A 22,460-nucleotide genomic window follows, 5' to 3' on the forward strand; every position below is an offset into this window, starting at 1 on the left:
AACGCGAGGAAGAACATGAGCGACGAGCAAGGTATCCGGCTTCAGAAGGTGCTGGCCCAGGCAGGGCTGGCATCCCGCAGGGCTGCAGAAGAGATGATTGCGGCAGGACGAGTCGAGGTCAATGGTGAACTCATCATTGAGCAGGGACGGCGTGTCGATCCCGAGCACGACGAGATTCGCGTCGACGGGTCCCGTATACCTACTGCCCGACGTCACGTCTACTATGTGCTCAACAAGCCGCAGGGCGTCGTGTCCACGATGGACGATCCAGAAGGGCGCCCCTGTCTGTCCGACATCGAGGGAGTGCCACACGGCATTCGTCTGTTCCACGTCGGTCGTCTCGACACCGAGACCTCTGGCCTGATTTTGTTGACCAACGATGGTGAATTCTCCAACCGCATGACCCACCCGTCGTACAAGGTTCTTAAGACTTACCTGGCTGACGTCGAGGGTCGGGTCGATGCCAAGGTCATTCGTCGCCTTGCGAAAGGCATCACCTTGGAGGACGGTCCGGTCAAGCCCGATGCCGTGCGACTCGTGCAGGCCAACGATGAGCACTCCTTGGTCGAAGTGAGCCTTCACGAGGGCCGAAATCGCATCGTGCGCCGCATGATGGACTCGGTTGCCCACCCGGTGCGTCGGCTGTCCCGGACGGCGATCGGCCCGGTCAGACTAGGGCGTTTGGGACGTGGCGACATGCGCGAGCTCACGCGCGAGGAGCTGGGGCAGCTTCTCGACCTCGTCGAGTTGTGAGGCGCTTCAGTGACAGGAATTGTGCTGAGGCATCCCTCGGGTAATCTCAGGCAGGTGAGTTCGAACAAGCATCGTCCGGTCAGCGCCGCGGCACTTGCCGCCGTACTGTGCGTGTCGTCACTGGCCCTCGCCTCCTGCAACAAGTCATCCTCCGACGCCAAGCCGTCGCCGAGTGCCTCGGCAAGCGCCCCGGCCTCCGCCTCCGCGAGCGCGAAGGCCTCGGCCACTCCGACCAAGAAGCCGACCATGGTCACGAACCTTGATCGGATCAAGGTGTCCGGCGAGGACGGCAAGTCACCCAAGGTTGAGGGATCATGGCCGCTGGCCATCGCCAAGACCCAGTCCAAGGTGCTCAAGAAGGGCGACGGCGAGAAGGTCGACAAGAACGCCACCGTCAAGGTGAATTACCTTGGCGTCAACGGGCGTACCGGAAAGGTGTTCGACTCCTCCTACCAGCGTGGATCCACCGTGGACTTCCCGCTGTCCCATGTCGTCCCAGGATTTGCGAAGGGTCTCGCCGGCAAGCACGAAGGCGATCGCGTCCTCATCATGATGCCGGGTTCTGACGCCTACGATTCTCGAGGTGGTGCCCCGCAGGCTGGCATCATGAAGGGTGATTCCCTCGTCTTCGTCGTCGACATCGTCGGCGTGCCGCTCACCAAGGCCAAGGGTGAGGCAGTGACCCCGGCGTCCGGCCTGCCAACCGTCAAGGAGGTTCATGGAGCCCCGGTCGTGACGATCGGCAACGCCAAGAAGCCGTCAAAGCTTGTCGTCCAGCCCCTCACCAAGGGAGATGGCAAGAAGGTCACGGCCAAGGATGCGATTGACGTCAAGTACCGCACCTACGCCTGGTCCTCGAAGGAGCTCATCGAGGATGGGTTCTCCGGCGAGGCCGTCACCGGTTCCATGAACTCGGTCATCCCGGGGTGGAAGAAGGGCCTGGTGGGTCAGACGGTCGGCTCGCGCGTCATGCTCATCGTCCCGCCTGCTGATGCCTATCCGGAGGGCAACACCAATCCGCCCGTGAAGAAGGGCGAGACCCTGGTGTACGTCATCGACATTCTCTCGGCTCAGAAGGAGTCCTGAGACACTGATCTGAGGCACTGATTCGGTCGGTCCTGTCTGACAGGACCGACCGAATCAGTTGTCACAACTCGTCCACGGAGAGAACGGCGTCACTCCACCACCCCAATGGGCCATCGAGGGAAGCGGGATCCAGCGGGGCCGTCACGGCCGGGGGTGAGGGTGGGGTCAGAGCCACCGACCCGATGAGGTCATGCGGGTCGCTGACTTCCGGAAGCCCCAAGGACCGACACAGCCATGCCATGATGCGGTTGCGGTCGATTCCCTCAGTCATGAGCCGGGTCAGTCCTGCAGCTCCCGCCGATTTGGAGAGACGCTCACCACCGGGGGCAGTGACGAGACCGGTGTGCGCATAGGTCGGGGTCTCAAAACCCAGCAGTGCGGCCAAGTGAGACTGACGCGGCGCCGAGGACCACAGGTCCCGTGCCCGAACGACCTGATCCACCCCCTGCAGCCCGTCGTCGACGACCACCGCGAGGTTGTATGCGGGGGTGCCGTCGTTACGCACCAGGACGAGATCGTCGACTCGTCCTCGGCAATGTCCCCGGGCTAGGTCGGTGGCCTCGAAGGAGTCGACCTGGCTGGCCAGGCGGGTGGCGGGAGGACGTTTCGTCGCCCGTTCCTCGCGCTGTGGTGCAGTCACGGTTCGGCAGGTCCCCGGGTACGGACGCCAGTCGGCCTCGTTGGGGGCGGTGGCCGCTGCCGCGATCTCCTTGCGAGTGCAGAAGCAGGGGTAGGTGTCCAAGCCCGCGACGGCGTCGGCGTAGAGGTCACGACGCTCCGACTGCCGGACCACTGGTCCGTCCCAGTCGATGCCAAGGGTCTCCAGATCCCGTAACTGGGTCGAGGCGATGTTTCCGGCGGCCGCCACCCGTGCCTGATCCAGGTCCTCGATGCGCACCACGAATCGCCGTCCCGAGGATCGAGCCAGCAACCAGGCCACCAACGCGGTGCGGAGGTTTCCCAGGTGGAGGGTCGAGGTGGGGGACGGGGCAAATCGTCCCGCTGCCGCGGATGGCTGCGGAGAGGAATGGGTTGCGGCAAAATCGGTCACGAGCGGCAGTGTAGGCAAAAATTGTTGTGACGGAATGGGCATGCCCGCCCACGTGGGTAGGCTGTGACGCTGGAAGGGAGGGTGCCGATGGCTGCGCAGCGTTCGGAGAGGTTGGTCAACCTCGTCATTGCTCTCCTTGTCACTGACCGTCCTCTCACTCGTGCCCAGTTGCGCGACATGATCGAGGACTACCGCAGGGTCTCCGAGGTCGCTTTCCAGCGCTCCTTCGAGCGCGACAAGGAGGAACTGCGTCGGATCGGCATCACCGTCGAGTCCGTGACCCTCGACACCTTCTTCGGCGACGAGGTCGGTTACCGCATTCCTCGTGCGGACGTCGAGCTGCCTCCCGTGCAATTCACCCAGGCCGAGGCCGACGCCTTGGCCACTGCGGCGAGGGTGTGGCGGGAGTCCGTTCTTGACGAATCTTCCACCTCCGCGCTGGTGAAGCTGCGGGCTGCTGGTGTCGAGCCCGACACCGAGGCCGGTATTGCCACGCAGGTCGTCACCGGAGCTGACGCACCGTCCTTCTCTGATCTGTGGCGGGCCACCATCGACCGGTCTCGGGTGAGGTTCGGGTACCGAGGTGGCAAACAGCGCACCGTCGATCCATGGCGGATGGCTCTGCGCCGGGGACGTTGGTACCTCGTTGGACGTGACGTGGACCGCGACGAGCCGCGACTGTTCCGTCTCTCGCGCATCAGTTCTGCGGTGACGACCGTGGGGGAGCCCGGTACCGTCACCAGTCCCGAACCTGAGGTCATCGAGGCCCACCTCAATCGCCTTGAACCGCCGGAGCCCGAGGAGGTCGACGTCACCATGGCCGTCGCTCCCGGTGTGCGTCTGGGAGTCATGACGACTCGCGCAGAGTGGGACGGGCCCGTTCCTGAGGGGTACGAGGTCGTCACCGGAGGGTTTGGCGGATATGACGAGGCCGCCACCGCGGTACTGCGCGCTGGTGGGCGGATCATTCTGCTCGCCCCGGAGAAGGCCCGCACGGTGCTCGCCGATCGTATTCAGGCCGTCCTGCGGTTGGAGGAGGATGCCTCATGACCGCCCGTACTGACACCGCCAGACTGCTCGCGCTCATCCCGTATCTGCGTTCCCATCCCGGAGTCGCTGTTACCGAGGTCGCTAGGGTTTTCGGAGTGACCACCGACCGGGTGATCGCGGATCTCAAGATCCTGTGGATGGTCGGACTGCCCGGCGGCATGCCGGACGATCTCATCGACATCGACATGGATGCCGTCGACTCCGACGGCACCATCACGATCACCAATGCCGACGCCCTGCCGCGTCCCATGCGTCTGACACCTGACGAGGCGTGGTCCTTGCTGGCCGCCCTGCAGGTCATCGCCGATCTGGCCGACGACACCGTTCGGCCTGCCGTGGCGTCGGCGGTCGAGAAGTTGCGCCAGGTCTGCCCGCAGTCCGGTCCGGATCCGGTCGAAGCCAGCGTGGAGGCCGATTACGACCCGCGTTCGGAATGGTTCACCGGAGCCTGCGCCAACAAGTGGCGCATCGAGATCGTCCACAAGCGAGGCGACGACCCCACCCCGCACACCCAGGTCGTCGATCCTGTCCGGGTGGAGGTTCGTGACGGTCATCGTTACCTCGTAGGGTGGTCGATGGCCCGCAAACAGTGGCGAACCTGGCGTCTGGATCGCGTCGTGACTGGCAAGAGGGTGGGTCACGCCACAAATCATGGCCGTCCGCCCAAGACTCTTGAGTGGTTTTCCGATGTCGTCGATGAAGTGACACTGACCCTGGCCCCGCGTGCCGGATGGGTCGCCGAATACCACCCGGTGCGTCACGTCGAGAAGGACGGGGACGTGTGGAAGGTGACGTTCGCAGTCGCCTCACCGACCTGGCTCGCCGAGCTCATGGTGGGTCTGAGCCCCGATGTCCTCGCCGTAGATCCGCCTCGTGCGGCTGCTCCAGCGATTCAGCTGGCACGCGCGGCCGCCATCGCCAACGGTATTGAGGTGCCACAGCGTGAGGCTGGGGGCGAGTCCTGATATGTGGTGGATGTGGGCCCTTGTTCTCGCATTCGTCCTGTTTGTCGTGGAGATCGTGGTCGGCACGATCTGGTTGTGGCACAAGGTCGTCGCACTGCTGAGCGACGTGGAACGGACGACCGGTCAGCTCGACGAGTTGGCTCACGTCCTGGAGGATCTCGACACCACTGCTGGTAAGGAGTCGATGAGGTCCGATGTACGGTGAGCGTCGTGGTAGCCTGAACGCCGATCGTCGAGCTGGAGGCCCTCCTGTGTGGTGCGGGAACGGGTGCCAGCCAAGTCTGGAAGGAGAGCCTCAATGGCTCCTCTGCTCATCGCGAATGAGATGACCATCATCATCATCGTCGTCCTCGCGCTTGTTCTCTTCGGTGGTTCCCGCATCGCCGGTGTTGGCAAGGGTGCCGGTCGCGCCATCCGTGAGTTCAAGGAAGAGACTGCCGGTCTCGACAAGGGCAAGGACAAGGAGGCCGAGAAGGACATCGAGGCCGTCGAGGCTGACGTCGCCAAGGATCAGAGTAAGCCGACCGAGTGAGTCAACTCATGGCCACGGATACTCCGGTCGAGCAAGCTGAGGTGGGGCAGACCGTCGGTGAGGGTCACCGTCGGTTTGCCCGATTCCGTCCGCCCGAGGCCGGGGAGGGCGGCACGATGTCTCTCCTGGATCATGTCCGGGAGCTCCGGTACCGAATCATCGTGTCATTCATCGCGGTCGTCATCACGAGCTCCGTGGCCTTCGTGTTCTACCGGCCGCTGGTCGAGATCGTCATGTATCCCTACCAGCAGGCCAGCGCCGCGATCAAGGAAAAGAATCCGACGGCCTCCTTGCAGGTCGTCAACAACGGTGTCGTCGCCCCGTTCGTGTTGAACATGAGGGTGGCCATCGTCGCCGGACTCATCGCAGCCTGCCCTGTCTGGTTGTACCAGATCTGGGCCTTCATCGTCCCTGGTCTTCTCGTCAACGAGAAGAAATGGGCGCTGCGATTCCTGGGATCGGCCATTCCGTTGTTCCTCATCGGCTCCGCGCTGGGATATTGGGTGCTACCCAAGGGCATCGCCCTGATGTTGAACTTCACTCCCCACGGCATGGGCATCACCAACCTGCTGGACATGAATGCCTTCCTTGCGTTGGAGATTCGCGTCATCCTGCTGTTCGGGGTGAGCTTCCTGCTGCCGGTTGTGCTGGTCCTGCTCAACCTGGTCCACGTGTTGTCGTCTGCGCAGTTGAAGTCGGCACGCAAGTGGTCCATCTTCGGTTTCTTCTGCCTGGGGGCCTTCGTCAATCCGTCCGGTGACCCGATCTCGATGTGTGCCCTCGCGGTACCACTGAGCGTGATGTACGTCATCGCCGAGTGGATCTGCCGCAGCAATGAGCGAAAGCGCAACACCGATGACCTGGGCATCGACAAGTCCGAGTTCAACATTCAGATCGACTGATCCGTGCCCACCTCTGCGTCGCGGCAGGAGTGCGCCGCATGACAACCCGTCTGCTTGTCAATCCGGCCGCCGGTGGCGGCCGCGCTGATCGTCTCCAGCCCTGGGTGGCAGCACAGTTGCAGCGGGCCTTCGGTGACGTCGATGCCGTACACACCACCAGCTTTCAGAATGCCGACGAGGCATTGGCTGAGTTTGCGGCCACCGACGGTGAGGGGGACCGCGTCGTCGTCATGGGCGGAGACGGCATGGTCCACCTGGGACTCAACCATCTCGCAGGGACCAGGATCCGGCTCGCCATCGTGCCGTCGGGGACCGGGAATGACTTTGCCTCGTCGGTGGGCCTGCCCTCCAGGGTTGACGATGCGATCAGGCACATCGTGGCTGATCAGCCCACTCGGATCGACCTCGCCGAGGTCACAGGTGCCGTATATGGCGGGCATTGCTGGGTGGGATGCGTTGTCTCCACCGGATACGACGCTATCGTCAACCGACGTACCAACCGCATGACGACGAAGTTCGGTCCGCTGAGTTACGGCTGGGTCGCGCTGTCAGCCCTGGCCGAGTTCACTCCCAGGCACTACCGGATCAGCATCGATGGACAGGACCGAGAGCTCGACGCCATGCTCATCGCCGTCGGCAATGGCGGACACTTCGGTGGCGGGATGAGGGTCTGTCCGACGGCCAGCGTCGTCGACGGGTTGCTCGACATCACGATCATCCATGCCGTACCCCGCCGGACACTGCTCAGCTGTCTGCCCCTGCTATACGCCGGCCGGTTCACCCATCTCGACTTCGTGGAGACCCTGCGCGCCCGACGCGTTGACATCGATGGGGATGACATGTTTGCGATGGCCGACGGAGAAGAGATCGGGGACGTTCCACTGACTGTCGTCGCCCGTCCATCCGCGGTCAACCTCGTCGGTCTGCCGTGACGGTCGTACCTGGCCGCTAGGTTGGAGACATGAGCGAGACTCTTGACCGGTTCATCGCAGGGCTGTCCTTCGAACCTGACGACTACCAGGTGACGGCTTGTCAGGATCTCGACGACGGTGCCGGGGTCCTGGTCGCCGCGCCGACGGGGGCCGGTAAGACGGTGGTGGGCGAGTACGCCACTGACTTGGCTCTGGCCTCAGGTCTGAAGTGCTTCTACACCACCCCCATCAAGGCGCTGTCCAACCAGAAGTTCCATGATCTGGTGGCTCGTCACGGTGAGGACCAGGTGGGTCTGTTGACTGGTGACGTCACCATCAATTCGGAAGCTCCCGTTGTCGTCATGACGACTGAGGTGTTGCGGAACATGATCTACCGCAACTCCCACACCCTCGACACCCTGGGTTGGGTCGTGCTCGACGAGGTGCACTACCTGGCTGACCGTTTCCGTGGCCCGGTCTGGGAGGAAGTCATCCTCGGTCTGGAACCGCAGGTCAAGATCGTCGGACTCTCGGCGACCGTGTCCAACGCGGAGGAATTCGGGGAGTGGCTAGACGAGGTGCGCGGGGACGTTCGTGTCGTCGTCTCCGAGCGTCGCCCTGTCCCGTTGACCCAACACGTGGCCGTTGGACGGCGACTCCATGATCTCTTTGGCGACAGGCGTCTCACCGACGTCAATCCGGAGCTGATCTCCATCGCTAAGGAGGAGTCCAGATTCCAGCGGGACGACTCTCGTCGTCCCCGAGGCCGCTCTGGCAAGGGGAAACGCAATGTCTCCTATGGCAGTGGCCGGTTTGGCGGAGCCTCCGCCCAGCGTCGAGGACGAGGCGGACGTGACAAGCCGCGCGGTCCTCGTAACCAACCCAGTCGCATTCAAGTCGTGCGGTCCCTCCAGAGGGCAAATCTGCTGCCCGCCATCATCTTCGTGTTCTCCCGGGTCGGATGTGACGCCGCCGTCAGCCAATTGCTCAACACCGACCTGGTTCTCACGAGCCAGCGGGAGGCCCGCCAACTGCGCCGGATCGCGGAGCGCCACGGCGAGGGATTGACAGACGAGGAGCGTCGAGCGGTGGGCTGGAACCACTTCGTGGCGGCCTTCGAACGCGGTATCGCCGCTCACCACGCAGGACTGCTGCCAGTGCTCAAGGCCATCGTCGAGGAAGGGTTTGTCGCAGGGCTCCTCAAGGTCGTCGTCGCCACGGAGACGCTGGCCTTGGGTATCAACATGCCTGCTCGCACCGTCGTGCTGGAAAAGCTCGTCAAGTACAACGGACAGACCCATGCCGACATCACACCGGGCGAGTACACCCAGCTCACCGGTCGCGCCGGACGCCGTGGCATCGACACCCAGGGACATGCGGTGGTGTGCTGGCAGGCCGGGATGGATCCTCGTGCGGTGGCCGGTCTGGCGTCGCGACGGACGTATCCACTCAACTCGGCCTTCGTCCCGACCTACAACATGGCCGTCAACCTCGTCGGATCGATGGGGCGCGAGAAGGCCCGTGACTTGTTGGAACACTCCTTCGCCCAGTTCCAGACCGATCGCAGGCTGGGTGGTTCGGCAGTGCGCAGCCGTAAGACCCAGTCCGAGATCGATGCCTATCTGAAAGCGGCCCATTGCGAGCACGGCGATTTCGCGGAGTATGCCCGCATGCGTGAGGAGATCGGCGAGCTGGAACATGAGCAGGCTCGGCTGCGCAAGGGGGAGCGGCCCAGCCAGGTCGCCGATTCCCTGTCCCGTCTCGACTCGGGTGACGTCATCGCGGTGCCGTCCGGTCCGCACGCCGGGTGGGTTGTCGTCGTCGATCCCGGTACTCACGGAAAACGGGGTAAGCGTCCGCATCCACTTGTCATGACCCCGGGCCGCACCGTGATTCGCCTTGGCCATGAGGACGTCGACGCCCCCGTCAAGCGGGTTGCCGGGGTCACGGTTCCGCGCCATTTTCACCCAGGAAATCAGGCCGATCGTCGATCCCTGGGTAAGGCCTTCGATCGAGTCCTTGACGGTCTGGGGCAGCCGGTCATCCAACCGAAACGTCCCGAGGTGGACGCGGAGCTGGCCGAGCGCATCCGTGAGCTGAGGGCTCGGATGAGGCAGCATCCCTGCCATTCCTGCCCGGATCGGGAATCCCACGCTCGCTTTGCCGAGCGTGCCATGAGGCTGTCGCGTCGCAGCGAACGAGAGTTGGCGAAAGCGCGGGCCAAGGCCACGTCGATCGCTACCCAGTTCGAGCGGATCGTGCTCGTCCTGGAGGCACTGGGATACCTCGGTGAGGGGGGCCAGGACGTCACCGACGCCGGCCGAATGTTGTCGGGGATCTACTCCGAGCTTGACCTCGTGACGGCCGAGGCCATTCGGCGTGGTGTCTTCGACGAACTGGACTATCCCCAGCTGGCCGCGGTGTTGTCAACCATCGTCCACGAATCACGTCCTGGTGATCGTGGCCACCTGCACCGCATGCCCGACCACGACAGCGAGTCGGCGGAATCCCAGCTCCGAGCCGTGCGAGCCGAAATCGGCCTGCTGGAGCGCGATCACCGTATCGAGCGTCCTCGCGATCTCGACATCGGATTCGCGGAGATGGCCTATGCCTGGGCTGCTGGGGCCGGGTTGGAGACGGTGCTCGACGACATGAGTGCCGGTGACTTCGTGCGCCGGGTGCGCCAGGTCTGTGATCTGGCGGGCCAGATCGCTCATGCCGGAGTCTCTGAGGAGCTTGACCACACCTGCCGTCAGGTGGTCGGTGCCATGCAGCGCGGAGTCGTCACCATGGACCGCGAGGAGGAGTGAGACCGCCGCTCACCCTCGACGGCACCTGCTCGCCAAGGGGCCACGCCCGGTAGCCTGTGGCCATGGCTGTGGCTGTGCGTGTCATCCCGTGTCTCGACGTCAAGGACGGACGAGTCGTCAAGGGCGTCAACTTCGTCGGTCTGCGCGACGCCGGTGATCCGGTGGAATTGGCGGCTGAGTACGGACGCCTGGGTGCTGACGAGGTGACCTTCCTCGACATCTCCGCCTCGAGCGAGGGACGAGCCACCACCCGCGAGGTGGTGACCCGCTGCGCCGAGACGATTTTCGTACCCCTCACGGTGGGTGGCGGGGTATGCGGGGTTGACGACGTCGACGTCCTGCTGCGCTCAGGTGCCGACAAGGTGGGGATCAACACCGGAGCCATCGCCAACCCGGGGATCATCGACGAGGTCGCGGACCGATTCGGCAACCAGGTCATCGTGCTGTCGGTCGACGCACGACGGGAACCAGACCAGCCCTCCGGATTCGGGGTGACCACCCACGGTGGAAGCCGTTCGGCCGGTCTTGATGCCGTCGAGTGGGCGCGTCAAGCCGTCGACCGAGGAGCCGGCGAGGTCCTGCTCAACTCCATGGACGCTGACGGCACCACGGATGGTTTCGACATCGAGATGATCGAGGCGGTACGCCGGGCAGTCGACGTCCCACTCATCGCCTCGGGTGGGGCCGGCAAGGTGTCTGACTTCGTCGAGGCGGTGCGAGCCGGTGCCGACGCCGTCCTGGCTGCATCGGTGTTTCACTACCGCACCCTGACGATCGCCCAGGTCAAGGACGGCTTGCGCGAGGCCGGTTTCGAGGTCCGCTGAGCGAACATCGCCATCGGGGAGAGCCGTTGTGGTAGTCATGATTCATGGACTGCCTTTTCTGCTCAATTGCTGCGGGGGACATCCCTGCGACGATCGTTGATTCCGACGACACCTCGGTCGCATTCCTCGACATCGAGCCCTTCCAGGATGGCCACACCCTCGTCATCCCGCGGAAGCATGTCACGAGCGTTCTCAACGACGACGGGGAGCTGGCTCGTATCAGCCCGATGGTGACGAAGGTGGCTCGGCGTCTCGTCGATTCGCTGGGAGCATCCGGGGTCAACATCGTCTCCAACGCCGGTGAAGTCGCAGGTCAGAGCGTCCATCATCTCCACGTCCATGTCGTTCCGCGGTATGACCGCGAGCCCGGGATCAATGCCATTCGTTCGACCATGCCGCGGCGTCCGGTCGAGGAGGTTGCCGCCATGGTGACCGGAGAGCCGAACAGAAGATAGTCCACAGTGTGGGACGTTTGTCCGAATTGGTTGACGGCTGGCCGCTCATGCACGAAGCTCAAAGGCATGAACGGCCAGCTTCTTGTTATTGGTTAGCGTCCTCATCCTCGGATAGGACGCTCCCTCGTGTGCCACATCGGCAGCGAGGGTTTTTTCTTGTCCAGGACCTTGGCAGCACCAATGAAGGGCACCGTTTCGCAACCACGGATGGAGGATGGCATGACCGAGAAATCCCGGCATCAACGGATGATGACTGGCGCACAGATCGTTATCGAGAGCCTCGAGAAGCTCGGTGCCGAGGTTGTCTTCGGGCTTCCCGGTGGTGCGATCATGCCAACCTATGATCCGCTGATGGATTCCTCGAGGGTGCGGCACATCCTGGTGCGCCATGAACAGGGAGCTGGCCATGCCGCAGAGGGGTACGCAGTCGCCACCGGAAAGGTGGGTGTGTGCATGGCGACCTCGGGGCCAGGCGCGACCAACCTCGTCACCCCGCTCTACGACGCCTACCTGGATTCGGTGCCGCTGGTGGCCATCACCGGTCAGGTCGGTACCACCCTCATCGGAACTGACGGTTTCCAGGAGGCCGACATCCGCGGCATCACGATGCCGATCACCAAGCACAACTTCCTCATCACCCGTGCCGAGGACATCCCGTTGGCGATGGCCGAGGCCTTCCACATCGCGTCGACCGGACGACCCGGCCCGGTCCTGATCGACATCACCAAGGACGCCCAGACCTCGGTCGTCCCGTTCACGTGGCCCAAGCAGTTCGACCTGCCTGGCTACAAGCCGACGACTCGTCCCCACAGCAGGCAGATCAAGGAGGCGACCGACCTCATCCGGGCCGCTCGTCGTCCGGTGCTCTACGTCGGTGGCGGCGTCGCCAAGGCCGAGGCTGCGGGCGAGCTGGCTCGGTTGGTCGACATGACGAGCATCCCGGTCGCAACCACCTTGATGGCCCGCGACGTCTTACCGGCCACACATCCGTTGGCCCTCGGCATGCCCGGCATGCACGGCTCGGTGGCTGCCGTCGGGGCGTTGCAGCGCGCCGATCTCCTCATCGCCGTCGGCACTCGGTTCGACGACCGTGTCACCGGGCGTCTCGACACCTTCGCTCCTGGCGCTAAGGTCATCCACGCCGACATCGATCCCGCTGAGATCGGCAAGAATCGTCATGCCGATGTCCCGATTGTCGGGGACGCAAGGCTGACCCTGTCGCGCCTGGCGGAGTCCCTGGAGGGCAAGGAGCTGCTCGACATCTCCAACTGGGTGCGTCAGCTGCAGCGGATGAAGGAGACCTATGCGCCGTCGTGGGAAGAGGTGCCCGAGGGCGAGATCTCCCCGCAACAGGTCATCCAGCGCATCGGCGCCCTGGCACCCGAGGACAGCGTGTTCGTGACGGGTGTGGGCCAGCACCAGATGTGGGCCTCCCACTTCCTGCCGCACGACAAGCCGCGGTCCTGGTTGACCTCCGGCGGCGCCGGAACAATGGGGTACTGCGTCCCGGCAGCCTTGGGTGCCAAGGTCGGGCGTCCTGATGCCACCGTGTGGGGTATTGACGGTGACGGCTGCTTCCAGATGACCAACCAGGAACTCGTCACGGCCGCCCTCAACGATGTACCGGTCAAGATCGCCATCATCAACAACAACGTGCTCGGCATGGTGCGTCAGTGGCAGAACCTCTTCTTCGACTCCAGGTTCTCCCATACCGACCTGCACTCCGACCGTCTGCCGGACTTCGTCAAGCTCGCCGAGGCAATGGGCTGTGCGGCCTTCCGCGTGACCGATCCGGACAAGGTCGACGAGACGATCAAGACTGCCAACGAGATCAACGACCGTCCGGTGGTCGTGGAGTTCGTCGTCCACACTGACGCCATGGTGTGGCCGATGGTGGCCGCCGGGACCAGCAACGACGACATCAAGATCGCTCGCGACATGGCTCCCGACTGGGGAGACGCCGGGGATGATATCGCACCCGTCGATGACGAGGACGACGCAGACGACGGGACCGAGGAGAACTGAGATGACCAGACACGTGCTGTCGGTGTTGGTGACGAACCGTCCGGGCGTGCTGACCCGGGTGTCGGGCCTGTTCGCCCGCCGGGGATACAACATCGAGTCCCTGACCGTCTCGCCGACCGATGATCCCAGCGAGTCCCGGATGACGATCGGGGTGAGCGTCGCCTCGGCCCAGGCCCTCGAGCAGATCGTCAAGCAGCTCAACAAGCTCATCGAGGTTCACAAGATTGTCGAGTTGGATCCCGGTGCGGTCACCCGTGAGCTCATCCTCGTCAAGGTGCGCTCCAACGTCGAGAATCGTTCCAAGATCATCGACACCGTCGAACTGTTCCGGGGCAAGACCGTCGACGTCTCACTGGAGTCGCTGACGATCGAGGCGACCGGGGGACGTGAGAAGCTGGACGCATTGCTGCAGATGCTGGAGCCGTTCGGAATCATCGAACTCGTTCAGTCCGGACAGGTGGCCCTCAACCGTGGTGCCGCCGCTCTCGGGGCAAAACGCTCTGGATGACCAGGAATTCCTCCAACCGAAATACAACGAGGCCGAAACACAACAAGGAGATAAACACACCATGGCAAAGATCTACTACGACGATGACGCCGACCTGTCCATCATCCAGAACCGTCAGGTTGCCGTCATTGGTTACGGCTCCCAGGGGCATGCCCATGCCCTCAACCTGCGTGACTCCGGCGTTGACGTGCGGGTCGGTCTGCGCGAGGGTTCCTCGTCGATCGCTAAGGCTGAAGCCCAGGGGCTGCGCGTGCTGTCCATCGAGGAGGCGTGTGAGGAGGCCGACGTGATCATGGTCTTGGCCCCCGATCAGAACCAGCGTCAGCTGTACGCCGAACAGATCGCCCCGCACCTCAAGGACGGCGATGCCCTCTTCTTCGCCCATGGCTTCAACGTCCACTTCGGCTACATCGAGGCCCCCGAGGGCGTCGACGTCTGCATGGTCGCCGCGAAGGGCCCTGGTCACATCGTGCGTCGTGAATACGCCGACGGCCGCGGTGTCCCAGTGCTTGTCTGCGTCGAGAAGGATGCTTCTGGCATGGCCTGGGCTCTGACCAAGTCCTACGCCAAGGCCCTCGGCGGTCTGCGTGCCGGCGGCATCGAGACCAGCTTCCGCGAGGAGACCGAGACCGACCTCTTCGGTGAGCAGGCCGTGCTGTGTGGTGGCCTGTCCCACCTCATCCAGGCTGGTTTCGAGACTCTCGTCAACGCCGGTTACCAGCCGGAGATGGCCTACTTCGAGGTCTGCCACGAGATGAAGATGATCGTCGACCTCATCATCGAGGGCGGCATATCCAAGCAGCGTTGGTCGATCTCCGACACCGCTGAGTACGGCGACTACGTCTCTGGCCCGCGCGTCGTCGACGACCATGTCAAGGAGAACATGAAGGCTGTCCTGGATGACATCCAGACCGGCGCCTTCGCCAAGCGATTCATCGACGACCAGGACGCCGGTGCTCCGGAGTTCAGGAAGCTGCGTGAGGAGGAGGCCAAGCACCCGATCGAGGCCACCGGCAAGGAGCTTCGCAAGATGTACTCCTGGTTGGCCGCCACCGACGAGGACTACACCGAGGGCAGTGCTGCTCGCTGAGCTCGAGGTTGCTGATAAATGCCGAGGGCCCGTGGACATCCACGGGCCCTCGGGCTGTGTGCAGGAGGTGTGACGAACGGTTGCTCAGCCGCGCGGGGACAGGCGGCAGGCGACGATGGCCGCCATGTCGGAGGCGAGCTGAATCTCGGTGGCATGGATCTTCGGGTGGGTGAGCCACGCCAGCCTGGTGGTGTCGACGGTGCCGTTGATGTCGCGCGGGGGGAATCCGTGGCTGGGGGGCATGTCGTCGATGACGACCAAACCGCCGACGGCGACAGCCTTGAGGATGTCGTCGACCTCACGTACCCGAGCCACTCGAATCGGGACGGAGAGAAGGCCGAAGGGTCCGCGTTCCAACAGGTCGTCCCAGGTGCCCTCGATGATGTCGATGTCGAGGTCAGCCAAGACCTCGCGGGCACGGGCGCACACCGTCGGATCAGGCTCGTAGCTGATGACCTTGGTGCGCTTGCGGGCCCCCAGACGCAGCCAGGCAGCTCCGGCACCGGATCCTGTCTCGCATTCCCCGATGGAACCGTGCACCCCCGCAGCCAAGGTCGCCATGAAACGGCCGGTCTCATTACGGGTGGTGGTGAAGTAGCCCATCTCCAGCGCATTGTGGAGGGCCTTCGTCACCGGTTCGGGAATCTCGGGAATGGATAGCACGGGGACATTGTGCCAGGAGGGCACATCCTCCGGGATGGTGGCGGCCGACAACTGGACACAGGAAACCCCGGCCCTGTCGGGTCAGGGTTCTCGTTGCGGCTCAGAGACGCTCGGCGATGCCTTGCCCGATCTCGCTGGTGGTACGGGATGGCCCTGACGCCCTGGCAGCGACATCGGCCGCAACAGCCTTGCGGATGCGTTCAGCGTCGTCGGCGTGACCGAGATGGTCCAGGAGCAAGGCCATCGAGAGAATCGCGGCGGTGGGATCAGCCTTACCGGTTCCGGCGATGTCAGGAGCAGAACCGTGCACCGGCTCGAACATCGACGGGAACTCACCAGAGGTGTTGATGTTTGCGCTGGGGGCCAGGCCGATGCCACCGGTCACCGCTCCTGCGAGGTCGGTGAGGATGTCTCCGAAGAGGTTGTCGGTGACGATGACGTCGAAATGCTGGGGCTCCTTGACCAGAGCGATCGTCACGGCATCGACGTGCATGTAGTCGGTGGTTACCTGGGGGAACTCCACGGAGACCTCGTCGACAATTCGACGCCACAGCGAACCGGCGTTGACGAGGACATTGTGCTTGTGGACGAGGGTGAGGTGGCCACGACGGACAGCTGCTCGCGAGAAGGCGTCGCGAACGACCCTCTCAACCCCGAAGGCGGTGTTGATGCTCACCTCGGTGGCAATCTCGTGGGGGGTTCCGGTCCGCACCGATCCGCCATTGCCACAGTAGAGACCTTCGGTACCTTCTCGGCAGACGATGAAGTCGATGGGTCCGGCCTCGGTGATCTCGGGAGCCAACGGAGCGGCGGTGCCGGGGTACCAGGTCGAGGGCCGCAGATTGACGCCATGGTCAAGGGCGAAACGAAGTTTGAGCAGTAGACCTCGTTCCAGGAGTCCTGAGGGGACCTCGGTCGAGCCGGGAGTGGCACCGACGGCTCCCAACACGATGGCGTCTGCCTTCGAAATCTCGATCAGGGTGGAGTCATTGAGGACCTCCCCGGTGGTCTTCCAGTGCTCGGCGCCGAGGTGGTACTCATGGGTGGTGAAGGTCTCGGTCCCGATCGTCCGCTCCAACACGTGGAGAGCCTGCTCGGTGACCTCGGGGCCGATTCCGTCGCCACCGATGACGGCGAGCTGCATCACGTCGTTCGTCATGGTCGAAACCCTACCGGGATTGTCCACGATGTGATCATGCGATTTCACGAATTGGAACAGCGGGTTCTTCCTCGGTGTAGCGTGTGGCCATGAGTTTGCGCTTTGCTTCTGCTGATGATCTGACGTGGTCCTCCGACGAGCGGATCGCGCTGGAACATGCCACTCCCCGATTTGGTGAGGTTTTCATCGACCACATGGCCCTTGCCACCTGGCAGGCCGGTGACGGCTGGGGAGACGACGCCGTGGTCAATTACCGTGGTCTGGACATCAATCCTGGTGGTGCTGTTCTCCATTACGCCCAGGAGATTTTCGAGGGCCTCAAGGCCTACCGTCACGCTGACGGGTCCGTATGGCTTTTCCGTCCTGACCAGAACGGTGAGCGTTTCGCCCTGTCGGCTGAGCGCCTTGCCCTGCCCAAGTTGCCGATTGAGGACTTCGTCAACGCCTGTGTGCGGTTGGCCGAGGTCGACGCCCGCTGGGTTCCTGATCCTGGGGAGGACGGCGAGAAGTCCCTCTACCTGCGTCCGTTCATGATTGCCAACCAGGACTTCCTCGGCGTCGCTCCTGCGACGAGGGTGCTGTTCTCCGTGATCGGTTCACCAGTGGGCGCCTACTTCGTCGGGGGAGTGAAGCCAGTGCGCATCCTCGTCGAGCGCCAGCAGGCTCGTACTGCTCCCGGCGGCACAGGCGAGGCGAAATGCGGTGGCAACTACGCTGCCTCGCTGCGCTCCCAAATCGAGGCCCAGGCCCGCGGCTGCGCCCAGGTGCTCTTCGTCGACGCGGTTGAGCATCGCTGGATCGAGGAACTCGGCGGCATGAACTTCATGGCCGTCAGCAAGGACGGCCAGCTCATCACCCCGGAGCTGACCGGCACGATCCTGCGCGGTATCACCCGTAGGTCCATTCTCGAGGTGGCCCCGGATCTCGGTCTGGAGCCGGTGGAGCGCAAGCTCGGCATCGACGAGATGCTTGACGGAGTGCGCTCGGGCGAGTTCCCGGAGGTCTTCGCCTGCGGTACCGCGGCGGTTGTCACCCCGATCGGATCCTTCCTCGACGGCGACGACGAGGTGACGGTCGCCGAGCCGACCGGAAAGACCACGATGGAGATTCGTCGTCGTCTCCTTGACATCCAGTTCGGCCGTGCCGAGGACACTCGTGGTTGGCTCAAGCGAGTCTGTTGACCGGCACAACGTCAAAACTGTCCTGACGACACCGGGGCCGGTTCACCAGAAGTGGACCGGCCCCAGTCGTCGTCAGATGCCCTAGGTGCGATGCGCTCAGGCCGTAATGGTGTCGACGACGATGGTGCGGGGCTGGAAGGACCTCCCGACGGTGAAGGCGTCGGTCAGGTCGTCCTCGGCGCGCGAGATGGTGTCGGCGGTGTCGGTGAGCAGGGTTGCCAGCGGCTGGCCAGCGACGACCCGATCACCCGGGCGAACGCGCAACATGACGCCGGCGGCAGCCTGTACCGGATCCTCCTTGCGAGCTCGTCCCGCTCCCAGACGCCAGGCGGCCAGGCCGACGGACATCGCGTCGATTCCGGTGACGACGCCAGCTTCGGAGGCGATGACGTCCTGGGAATGGTGAGCCACCGGCAGCGGAGCATCGGGGTCGCCGCCCTGGGCGCGGACCATGTCGCGCCAGACGTCCATGGCCTTGCCGCTGGCAAGGACGTCGGCCGGGTCAGTGCCGTCCAGCCCAGCGGCCTTGACCATCTGGCGGGCCAGCGCGACGGTGAGGTCGACGACGTCGGCAGGTCCACCGCCGGACAGCACCTCGAGGGACTCGGCCACCTCGATGCCGTTACCGCAGGCATACCCCAGCGGGACGTCCATCCTGGTCAGCAGGGCGGTGGTGCGCACGCCGGCGGACTCGCCCAGGCCGACGAGACGACGTGCCAGCTCGCGGGCGTCCTCCTCGGTCTTCATGAAGGCTCCCGAGCCTGTCTTGACGTCGAGGACAAGGCTGTCGGTGCCCTCGGCGATCTTCTTGCTCATGATCGAGGAGGCGATGAGGGGGATCGACTCGACGGTGCCGGTGACGTCACGCAAGGCATAGAGCTTCTTGTCCGCGGGGGCAAGCCCGGGCCCGGCAGCGCAGATGACGGCGCCGACAGTGTCGAGCTGGGCAACCATCTCGTCGTGGGAGAGGTCGGCTCGCCACCCGGGAATTGCCTCCATCTTGTCGAGGGTGCCGCCGGTGTGGCCCAGGCCGCGACCGGACAGCTGGGGAACGGCTGCACCGCAGGCAGCGACGAGGGGAGCCAAAGGCAGGGTGATCTTGTCACCGACTCCACCGGTGGAGTGCTTGTCGACGGTGGGACGAGACAGCCCCTTGAAGCTCATTCGCTCGCCGGACTCGATCATCGCCGTTGTCCAGGTCGAGAGCTCCTCGTCGTCCAGACCCTGGAAGAACACCGCCATGGCCATGGCGGACATCTGTTCATCGGCGACGACACCATCGGTGTATGCGCGAATGAGCCAACGGATCTGATCGGAGTCGAGGGTCTGACCTCCGCGCTTGGCGCGGATGAGGTCGAGGACGGAGTAGGTGGTGGTCATGCCGGAAAGTATGGCAGTACCAGCGGGTTCTCGGTGTGTGGATGCCCCGGTTATGTCGTGTGTCGCCATTACTCTTGACCCATGCGTATTGCCCGGTTTGTCACAGCTGGTTCCGACCCCGCCTTCGGGATCGTTGAGCTCGCCGCCGATCACGGAGACCATCCCGACACCATCGCCGTCATCACGGGAGATCCAGTAGCGGCTCCGGTTCAGTACACCGGTGCTCGTCACGACCTCGCTGACGTCCGGTTGCTGTCTCCGGTGATTCCGCGCTCCAAGATCATCGGAATCGGCCGTAACTACACCGAACACGCCAGTGAGCTGGGTAATGAAGTCCCATCCCGGCCTCTGCTCTTCCTCAAGCCCAACACCTCGGTCATCGGACCTGACGAGGCCATCGTCCGGCCGGCCGCATCCTCGAACCTGCACTACGAGGGGGAGCTGGCCATCGTCATCGGTCGCATCTGTAAGGACGTCCCCGAGGAAAGGGCCCAGGAAGTCATCTTCGGGTTCACCGCGGCCAACGACGTCACCGCTCGCGACATGCAGAACTCCGATGGCCACTGGGCGCGTGCCAAGGGGTCGGACACCTTCTGCCCACTCGGCCCGTGGATGGTTACCCACTTCTCCGTCGCCGAGGCCTCACACCGACAGATTGTCACTCGTCTGGACGGCGAGGAGGTCCAGCACAGCAACACCGACCAGATGATCCACACCATTCCCAAACTCATCTCCCACGTCTCGTCCTTCATGACCCTGTTGCCCGGCGACGTCCTCCTCACCGGAACTCCTGCTGGAGTTGGGCCCATGGAACCCGGTCAGCGCGTCGAGGTCGAGATCGAGGGGATCGGTACCCTGGCCAATACCGTCGTGGAGGCCTGATGGCGACTCGTGCCGTGTCCCGCCGCTCGACGGTGACCGACCCTGAGCCGCGAGCGGACTACACTCGGGTTCTCGTCGATTCGTCGGCTGGACCGGGTCCCGGTCTGCTCGGTCTCATCGGGCTGTTACTGGGGTACGCGATCATTGTCCCCGGGCTGCTGTACGCCTTCCTGGGGATCGGTTTCCTCTTCGAGTGCAACGACGGGGAAGGGTTCAGCACCTACTACAAGCGAGCAGCTGGCTATCACACCGTCGGAGGCCTCATCGCCACCCATCTGGCGCTGGCAAGCCTCATCGTCGTGGTGTTGGTGCTGGCGCGGTATCTCAACCATCGCGCGCCTCGGTGGGTGGCATCAGTCCAACCAGGCATTCGATGGCGTTTCGGTCTGCTGGTGGCTGTGGTCGCCGTCGTCGTGCTCAACCTGACCCAGCTGCTGGTGCGCGGGGGAGCGGACGCCCATTACACCGTTCCCCGGTACTGGTGGGTGTGGCTGCTGGCGATCATCATCACATCGCCCTTGCAGGCCCTTGCCGAGGAGATGTTCTTTCGGGGGTATCTCATGAACGTCATCTCCGGACTGGCCTTGAACCTGCCTGAGAAAGCGGGTCGATGGCTTTCGGTCGTCGGCTCCGCCCTCATCTTCGCCTTGATGCACGGCACCCAAAACGCCTGGCTCTTCGCCGACAGACTCGCCTTCGGATTGCTCGCTGGATGGCTCGTCATCGTCACCGGCGGCTTGGAGGCCGGGGTTGCTGCCCACGTCGTCAACAACCTCTTCGCCTTCGGCTATGCGGTCTTCCTGGGAGGGGTGTCGCAGGCTCGCGGCATGACCTCGATGGGTTGGGTCGACGCGGCCTGGGACATCGGCGGATTCCTGACCATTGCCTTGGCCGGGTGGTGGATCGGGAACCTCATGAGAGTCGCTCGAAGGACACCCTCACGGCAAGGCATTTCGTCCTGATTTGCAAAGTGGGGGGAGAGTTCGTTAAAGTTTCTCGTCGTTGCGCCACTGAGGTACACCGAGGTGGAACGGCAATGGGGTATAGGGTAATTGGCAGCCCGACTGATTCTGGTTCAGTTAGTCCAGGTTCGAGTCCTGGTACCCCAGCTCGGGAGACTGAAACCATGAAGTTGCGAAAGCGGCAGAATGATTGCTAAGGTTTTCCAGCCTGGTCCGGAAAGGATGCGGGAACAACAGAAAAAGGTTGTCAAAACCCGAACTCGACGGGCATTGATGTCCGTATGGCCCCGTAGTGCAGCGGCCTAGCACGCGGCCCTCTCAAGGCTGAAACGGCGGTTCGAATCCGCTCGGGGCTACCACCAAGTAATGGCCCGGATCCGTCAGGATCCGGGCCATTACTTTCACAGCGGGAAATACCGACGCGGCCATTTCCGAGAATCAAAAAAGGATGGAAGGGAATTCCCCCGCATCCCAGGCGCACACCGGGACGACCGGCCTCACTTGGCGGAGCGCCGCAGCACCTCGGACAGGCGCCCTCCGGCAGCGACGACCGCAGGAGCGTGAATACGTCCGGGCTGGCGGGTCAGACGCTCAATCGGTCCAGAGACGGAGACGGCCGCAATGACCTTGCCGGAGGGGGACCGCACCGGGGCGGAGACCGAGGCGACGCCAGCTTCGCGCTCGCCCACCGATTGGGACCAGCCGCGCTTGCGTACGGCAGCGAGGGTGACCTCGGAGAAGGCGGAGTTGCTCAATCCACGACGGATCTTGTCGCTGTCCTCCCATGCCAGCAGAATCTGAGCCGCTGATCCAGCGTCCATGGACAGGATGGATCCCACCGGGATGGTGTCCCGCAATCCGGTCGGACGCTCGGCGGTGGCTGCGCAGACGCGGCTGCCAGCCTGGCGACGGTAGAGCTGAGCGGATTCACCGGTGATGTCTCGAAGTCTGGCCAGGATCGGTCCAGATGCAGCCAGGAGACGATCCTCGCCGGCTGCCGCTGCGAGCTCTGAGAGCCTCGGGCCGAGAATGAAGCGGCCTTGCAGATCACGACTGACGAACCGATGGTGTTCCAGCGCGCGGGCCAGACGATGGGCCGTCGGTCGGGCCAATCCGGTCATCTGAACCAGTCCTGCCAAGGATGCCGGACCCGTCTCCAGGGCAGCCAACACGAGGGCGGCCTTGTCGAGCACGCCCACACCACTTGATTCGTCCATATGGCGATATTAGCGTTCCAAATCCTGATCGTCGAGTCAGAATGGGTCTCGCCA

The 22,460-nt window shown here is 63.9% G+C and carries 22 protein-coding genes and 2 tRNA genes; 19 read left to right on the top strand and 5 right to left on the bottom strand.

The window, feature by feature from the left end; all coding sequences use genetic code 11:
• The first annotated feature begins 15 nt into the window (after positions 1–15).
• Positions 16–753 (top strand): pseudouridine synthase, encoded by a 738-nt coding sequence (locus PALO_RS04175; RefSeq protein ID WP_004810937.1) that lies wholly within the window; start codon positions 16–18, stop codon positions 751–753.
• Positions 754–762: 9 nt separating this feature from the next.
• Entirely contained in the window at positions 763–1,839 is a 1,077-nt protein-coding gene (locus PALO_RS04180; protein ID WP_023033455.1) for an FKBP-type peptidyl-prolyl cis-trans isomerase, read from the top strand.
• A gap of 61 nt (positions 1,840–1,900) precedes the next feature.
• On the opposite strand, the gene gluQRS is transcribed toward PALO_RS04180, so the two are convergent.
• Complete coding sequence (gene gluQRS, locus PALO_RS04185) at positions 1,901–2,932, bottom strand: tRNA glutamyl-Q(34) synthetase GluQRS (protein WP_036910244.1); 1,032 nt, start codon at positions 2,930–2,932, stop codon at positions 1,901–1,903.
• Between the two features lie 45 nt (positions 2,933–2,977).
• On the opposite strand from gluQRS, the gene PALO_RS04190 reads away from it, so the two are divergent.
• The 12 genes from PALO_RS04190 to ilvC all read left to right on the top strand — a co-directional run bounded on the left by PALO_RS04190 (position 2,978) and on the right by ilvC (position 14,962).
• Positions 2,978–3,940: a helix-turn-helix transcriptional regulator gene (locus PALO_RS04190; RefSeq protein WP_015582539.1), complete on the top strand. Its 963-nt coding sequence runs from the start codon at positions 2,978–2,980 to the stop codon at positions 3,938–3,940.
• A complete protein-coding gene (locus tag PALO_RS04195) occupies positions 3,937–4,905 on the top strand; it encodes a WYL domain-containing protein (RefSeq protein ID WP_015582540.1) in 969 nt (322 codons plus the stop codon). Before PALO_RS04190 ends, PALO_RS04195 begins: the two co-directional genes overlap by 4 nt.
• Position 4,906: 1 nt before the next feature.
• On the top strand, positions 4,907–5,110 hold the full coding sequence (locus tag PALO_RS04200) for a hypothetical protein (protein WP_015582541.1): 204 nt from the start codon (positions 4,907–4,909) through the stop codon (positions 5,108–5,110).
• 93 nt (positions 5,111–5,203) lie between these two features.
• The gene (locus PALO_RS04205; protein ID WP_015582542.1) at positions 5,204–5,437 is read left to right on the top strand and encodes a twin-arginine translocase TatA/TatE family subunit; all 234 of its coding nucleotides are present in this window, start codon (positions 5,204–5,206) and stop codon (positions 5,435–5,437) included.
• A gap of 8 nt (positions 5,438–5,445) precedes the next feature.
• On the top strand, positions 5,446–6,339 hold the full coding sequence (gene tatC, locus PALO_RS04210; RefSeq protein ID WP_023033454.1) for a twin-arginine translocase subunit TatC: 894 nt from the start codon (positions 5,446–5,448) through the stop codon (positions 6,337–6,339).
• A gap of 38 nt (positions 6,340–6,377) precedes the next feature.
• Entirely contained in the window at positions 6,378–7,271 is an 894-nt protein-coding gene (locus PALO_RS04215; protein WP_015582544.1) for a diacylglycerol/lipid kinase family protein, read from the top strand.
• Between the two features lie 29 nt (positions 7,272–7,300).
• A complete protein-coding gene (locus PALO_RS04220) occupies positions 7,301–10,060 on the top strand; it encodes a DEAD/DEAH box helicase (RefSeq protein ID WP_015582545.1) in 2,760 nt (919 codons plus the stop codon).
• 62 nt (positions 10,061–10,122) lie between these two features.
• Positions 10,123–10,884: an imidazole glycerol phosphate synthase subunit HisF gene (gene hisF / locus PALO_RS04225; protein WP_015582546.1), complete on the top strand. Its 762-nt coding sequence runs from the start codon at positions 10,123–10,125 to the stop codon at positions 10,882–10,884.
• A 44-nt stretch (positions 10,885–10,928) separates the two neighbouring features.
• Positions 10,929–11,339, top strand: coding sequence for an HIT family protein (locus PALO_RS04230; RefSeq protein WP_004810959.1), 411 nt, complete (start codon positions 10,929–10,931; stop codon positions 11,337–11,339).
• A gap of 207 nt (positions 11,340–11,546) precedes the next feature.
• Positions 11,547–13,364 (top strand): acetolactate synthase large subunit, encoded by a 1,818-nt coding sequence (locus tag PALO_RS04235; RefSeq protein ID WP_036901880.1) that lies wholly within the window; start codon positions 11,547–11,549, stop codon positions 13,362–13,364.
• 1 nt (position 13,365) lies between these two features.
• Positions 13,366–13,872 carry an acetolactate synthase small subunit gene (ilvN, locus tag PALO_RS04240; protein WP_015582548.1) on the top strand — a complete coding sequence of 169 codons (507 nt, stop codon included), beginning with the start codon at positions 13,366–13,368 and terminating at the stop codon, positions 13,870–13,872.
• Positions 13,838–14,962: a ketol-acid reductoisomerase gene (gene ilvC / locus PALO_RS04245; protein WP_342341414.1), complete on the top strand. Its 1,125-nt coding sequence runs from the start codon at positions 13,838–13,840 to the stop codon at positions 14,960–14,962. The genes ilvN and ilvC overlap by 35 nt, the downstream gene beginning before the upstream one ends.
• Before the next feature lie 84 nt (positions 14,963–15,046).
• Here the strand turns inward: ilvC and PALO_RS04250 are convergent, their stop codons facing one another.
• Together PALO_RS04250 and PALO_RS04255 are read right to left on the bottom strand one after the other, a co-directional pair.
• Positions 15,047–15,625: an O-methyltransferase gene (locus tag PALO_RS04250; RefSeq protein WP_015582550.1), complete on the bottom strand. Its 579-nt coding sequence runs from the start codon at positions 15,623–15,625 to the stop codon at positions 15,047–15,049.
• A gap of 100 nt (positions 15,626–15,725) precedes the next feature.
• Positions 15,726–16,784 (bottom strand): 3-isopropylmalate dehydrogenase, encoded by a 1,059-nt coding sequence (locus tag PALO_RS04255; protein ID WP_051048697.1) that lies wholly within the window; start codon positions 16,782–16,784, stop codon positions 15,726–15,728.
• A gap of 89 nt (positions 16,785–16,873) precedes the next feature.
• Between PALO_RS04255 and PALO_RS04260 the strand changes: the two genes are divergently transcribed.
• On the top strand, positions 16,874–17,965 hold the full coding sequence (locus PALO_RS04260; RefSeq protein ID WP_023033452.1) for a branched-chain amino acid aminotransferase: 1,092 nt from the start codon (positions 16,874–16,876) through the stop codon (positions 17,963–17,965).
• Between the two features lie 96 nt (positions 17,966–18,061).
• On the opposite strand, the gene PALO_RS04265 is transcribed toward PALO_RS04260, so the two are convergent.
• Positions 18,062–19,345: a thymidine phosphorylase gene (locus PALO_RS04265; protein WP_015582553.1), complete on the bottom strand. Its 1,284-nt coding sequence runs from the start codon at positions 19,343–19,345 to the stop codon at positions 18,062–18,064.
• Between the two features lie 81 nt (positions 19,346–19,426).
• Between PALO_RS04265 and PALO_RS04270 the strand changes: the two genes are divergently transcribed.
• From PALO_RS04270 to PALO_RS04285, 4 genes are all read left to right on the top strand, one after another.
• On the top strand, positions 19,427–20,227 hold the full coding sequence (locus PALO_RS04270) for a fumarylacetoacetate hydrolase family protein (protein WP_015582554.1): 801 nt from the start codon (positions 19,427–19,429) through the stop codon (positions 20,225–20,227).
• Complete coding sequence (locus PALO_RS04275) at positions 20,227–21,189, top strand: CPBP family intramembrane glutamic endopeptidase (protein ID WP_015582555.1); 963 nt, start codon at positions 20,227–20,229, stop codon at positions 21,187–21,189. Before PALO_RS04270 ends, PALO_RS04275 begins: the two co-directional genes overlap by 1 nt.
• 75 nt (positions 21,190–21,264) lie before the next feature.
• A tRNA-Gln gene (locus PALO_RS04280) sits at positions 21,265–21,336 on the top strand.
• A gap of 136 nt (positions 21,337–21,472) precedes the next feature.
• A tRNA-Glu gene (locus PALO_RS04285) sits at positions 21,473–21,548 on the top strand.
• Between the two features lie 138 nt (positions 21,549–21,686).
• Here the strand turns inward: PALO_RS04285 and PALO_RS04290 are convergent.
• Positions 21,687–22,406 (bottom strand): IclR family transcriptional regulator, encoded by a 720-nt coding sequence (locus PALO_RS04290; RefSeq protein WP_004810977.1) that lies wholly within the window; start codon positions 22,404–22,406, stop codon positions 21,687–21,689.
• Between the last annotated feature and the right edge of the window lie 54 nt (positions 22,407–22,460).

It is taken from the genome of Cutibacterium avidum 44067 (assembly GCF_000367205.1).
GTDB classification, from domain to species: domain Bacteria; phylum Actinomycetota; class Actinomycetes; order Propionibacteriales; family Propionibacteriaceae; genus Cutibacterium; species Cutibacterium avidum.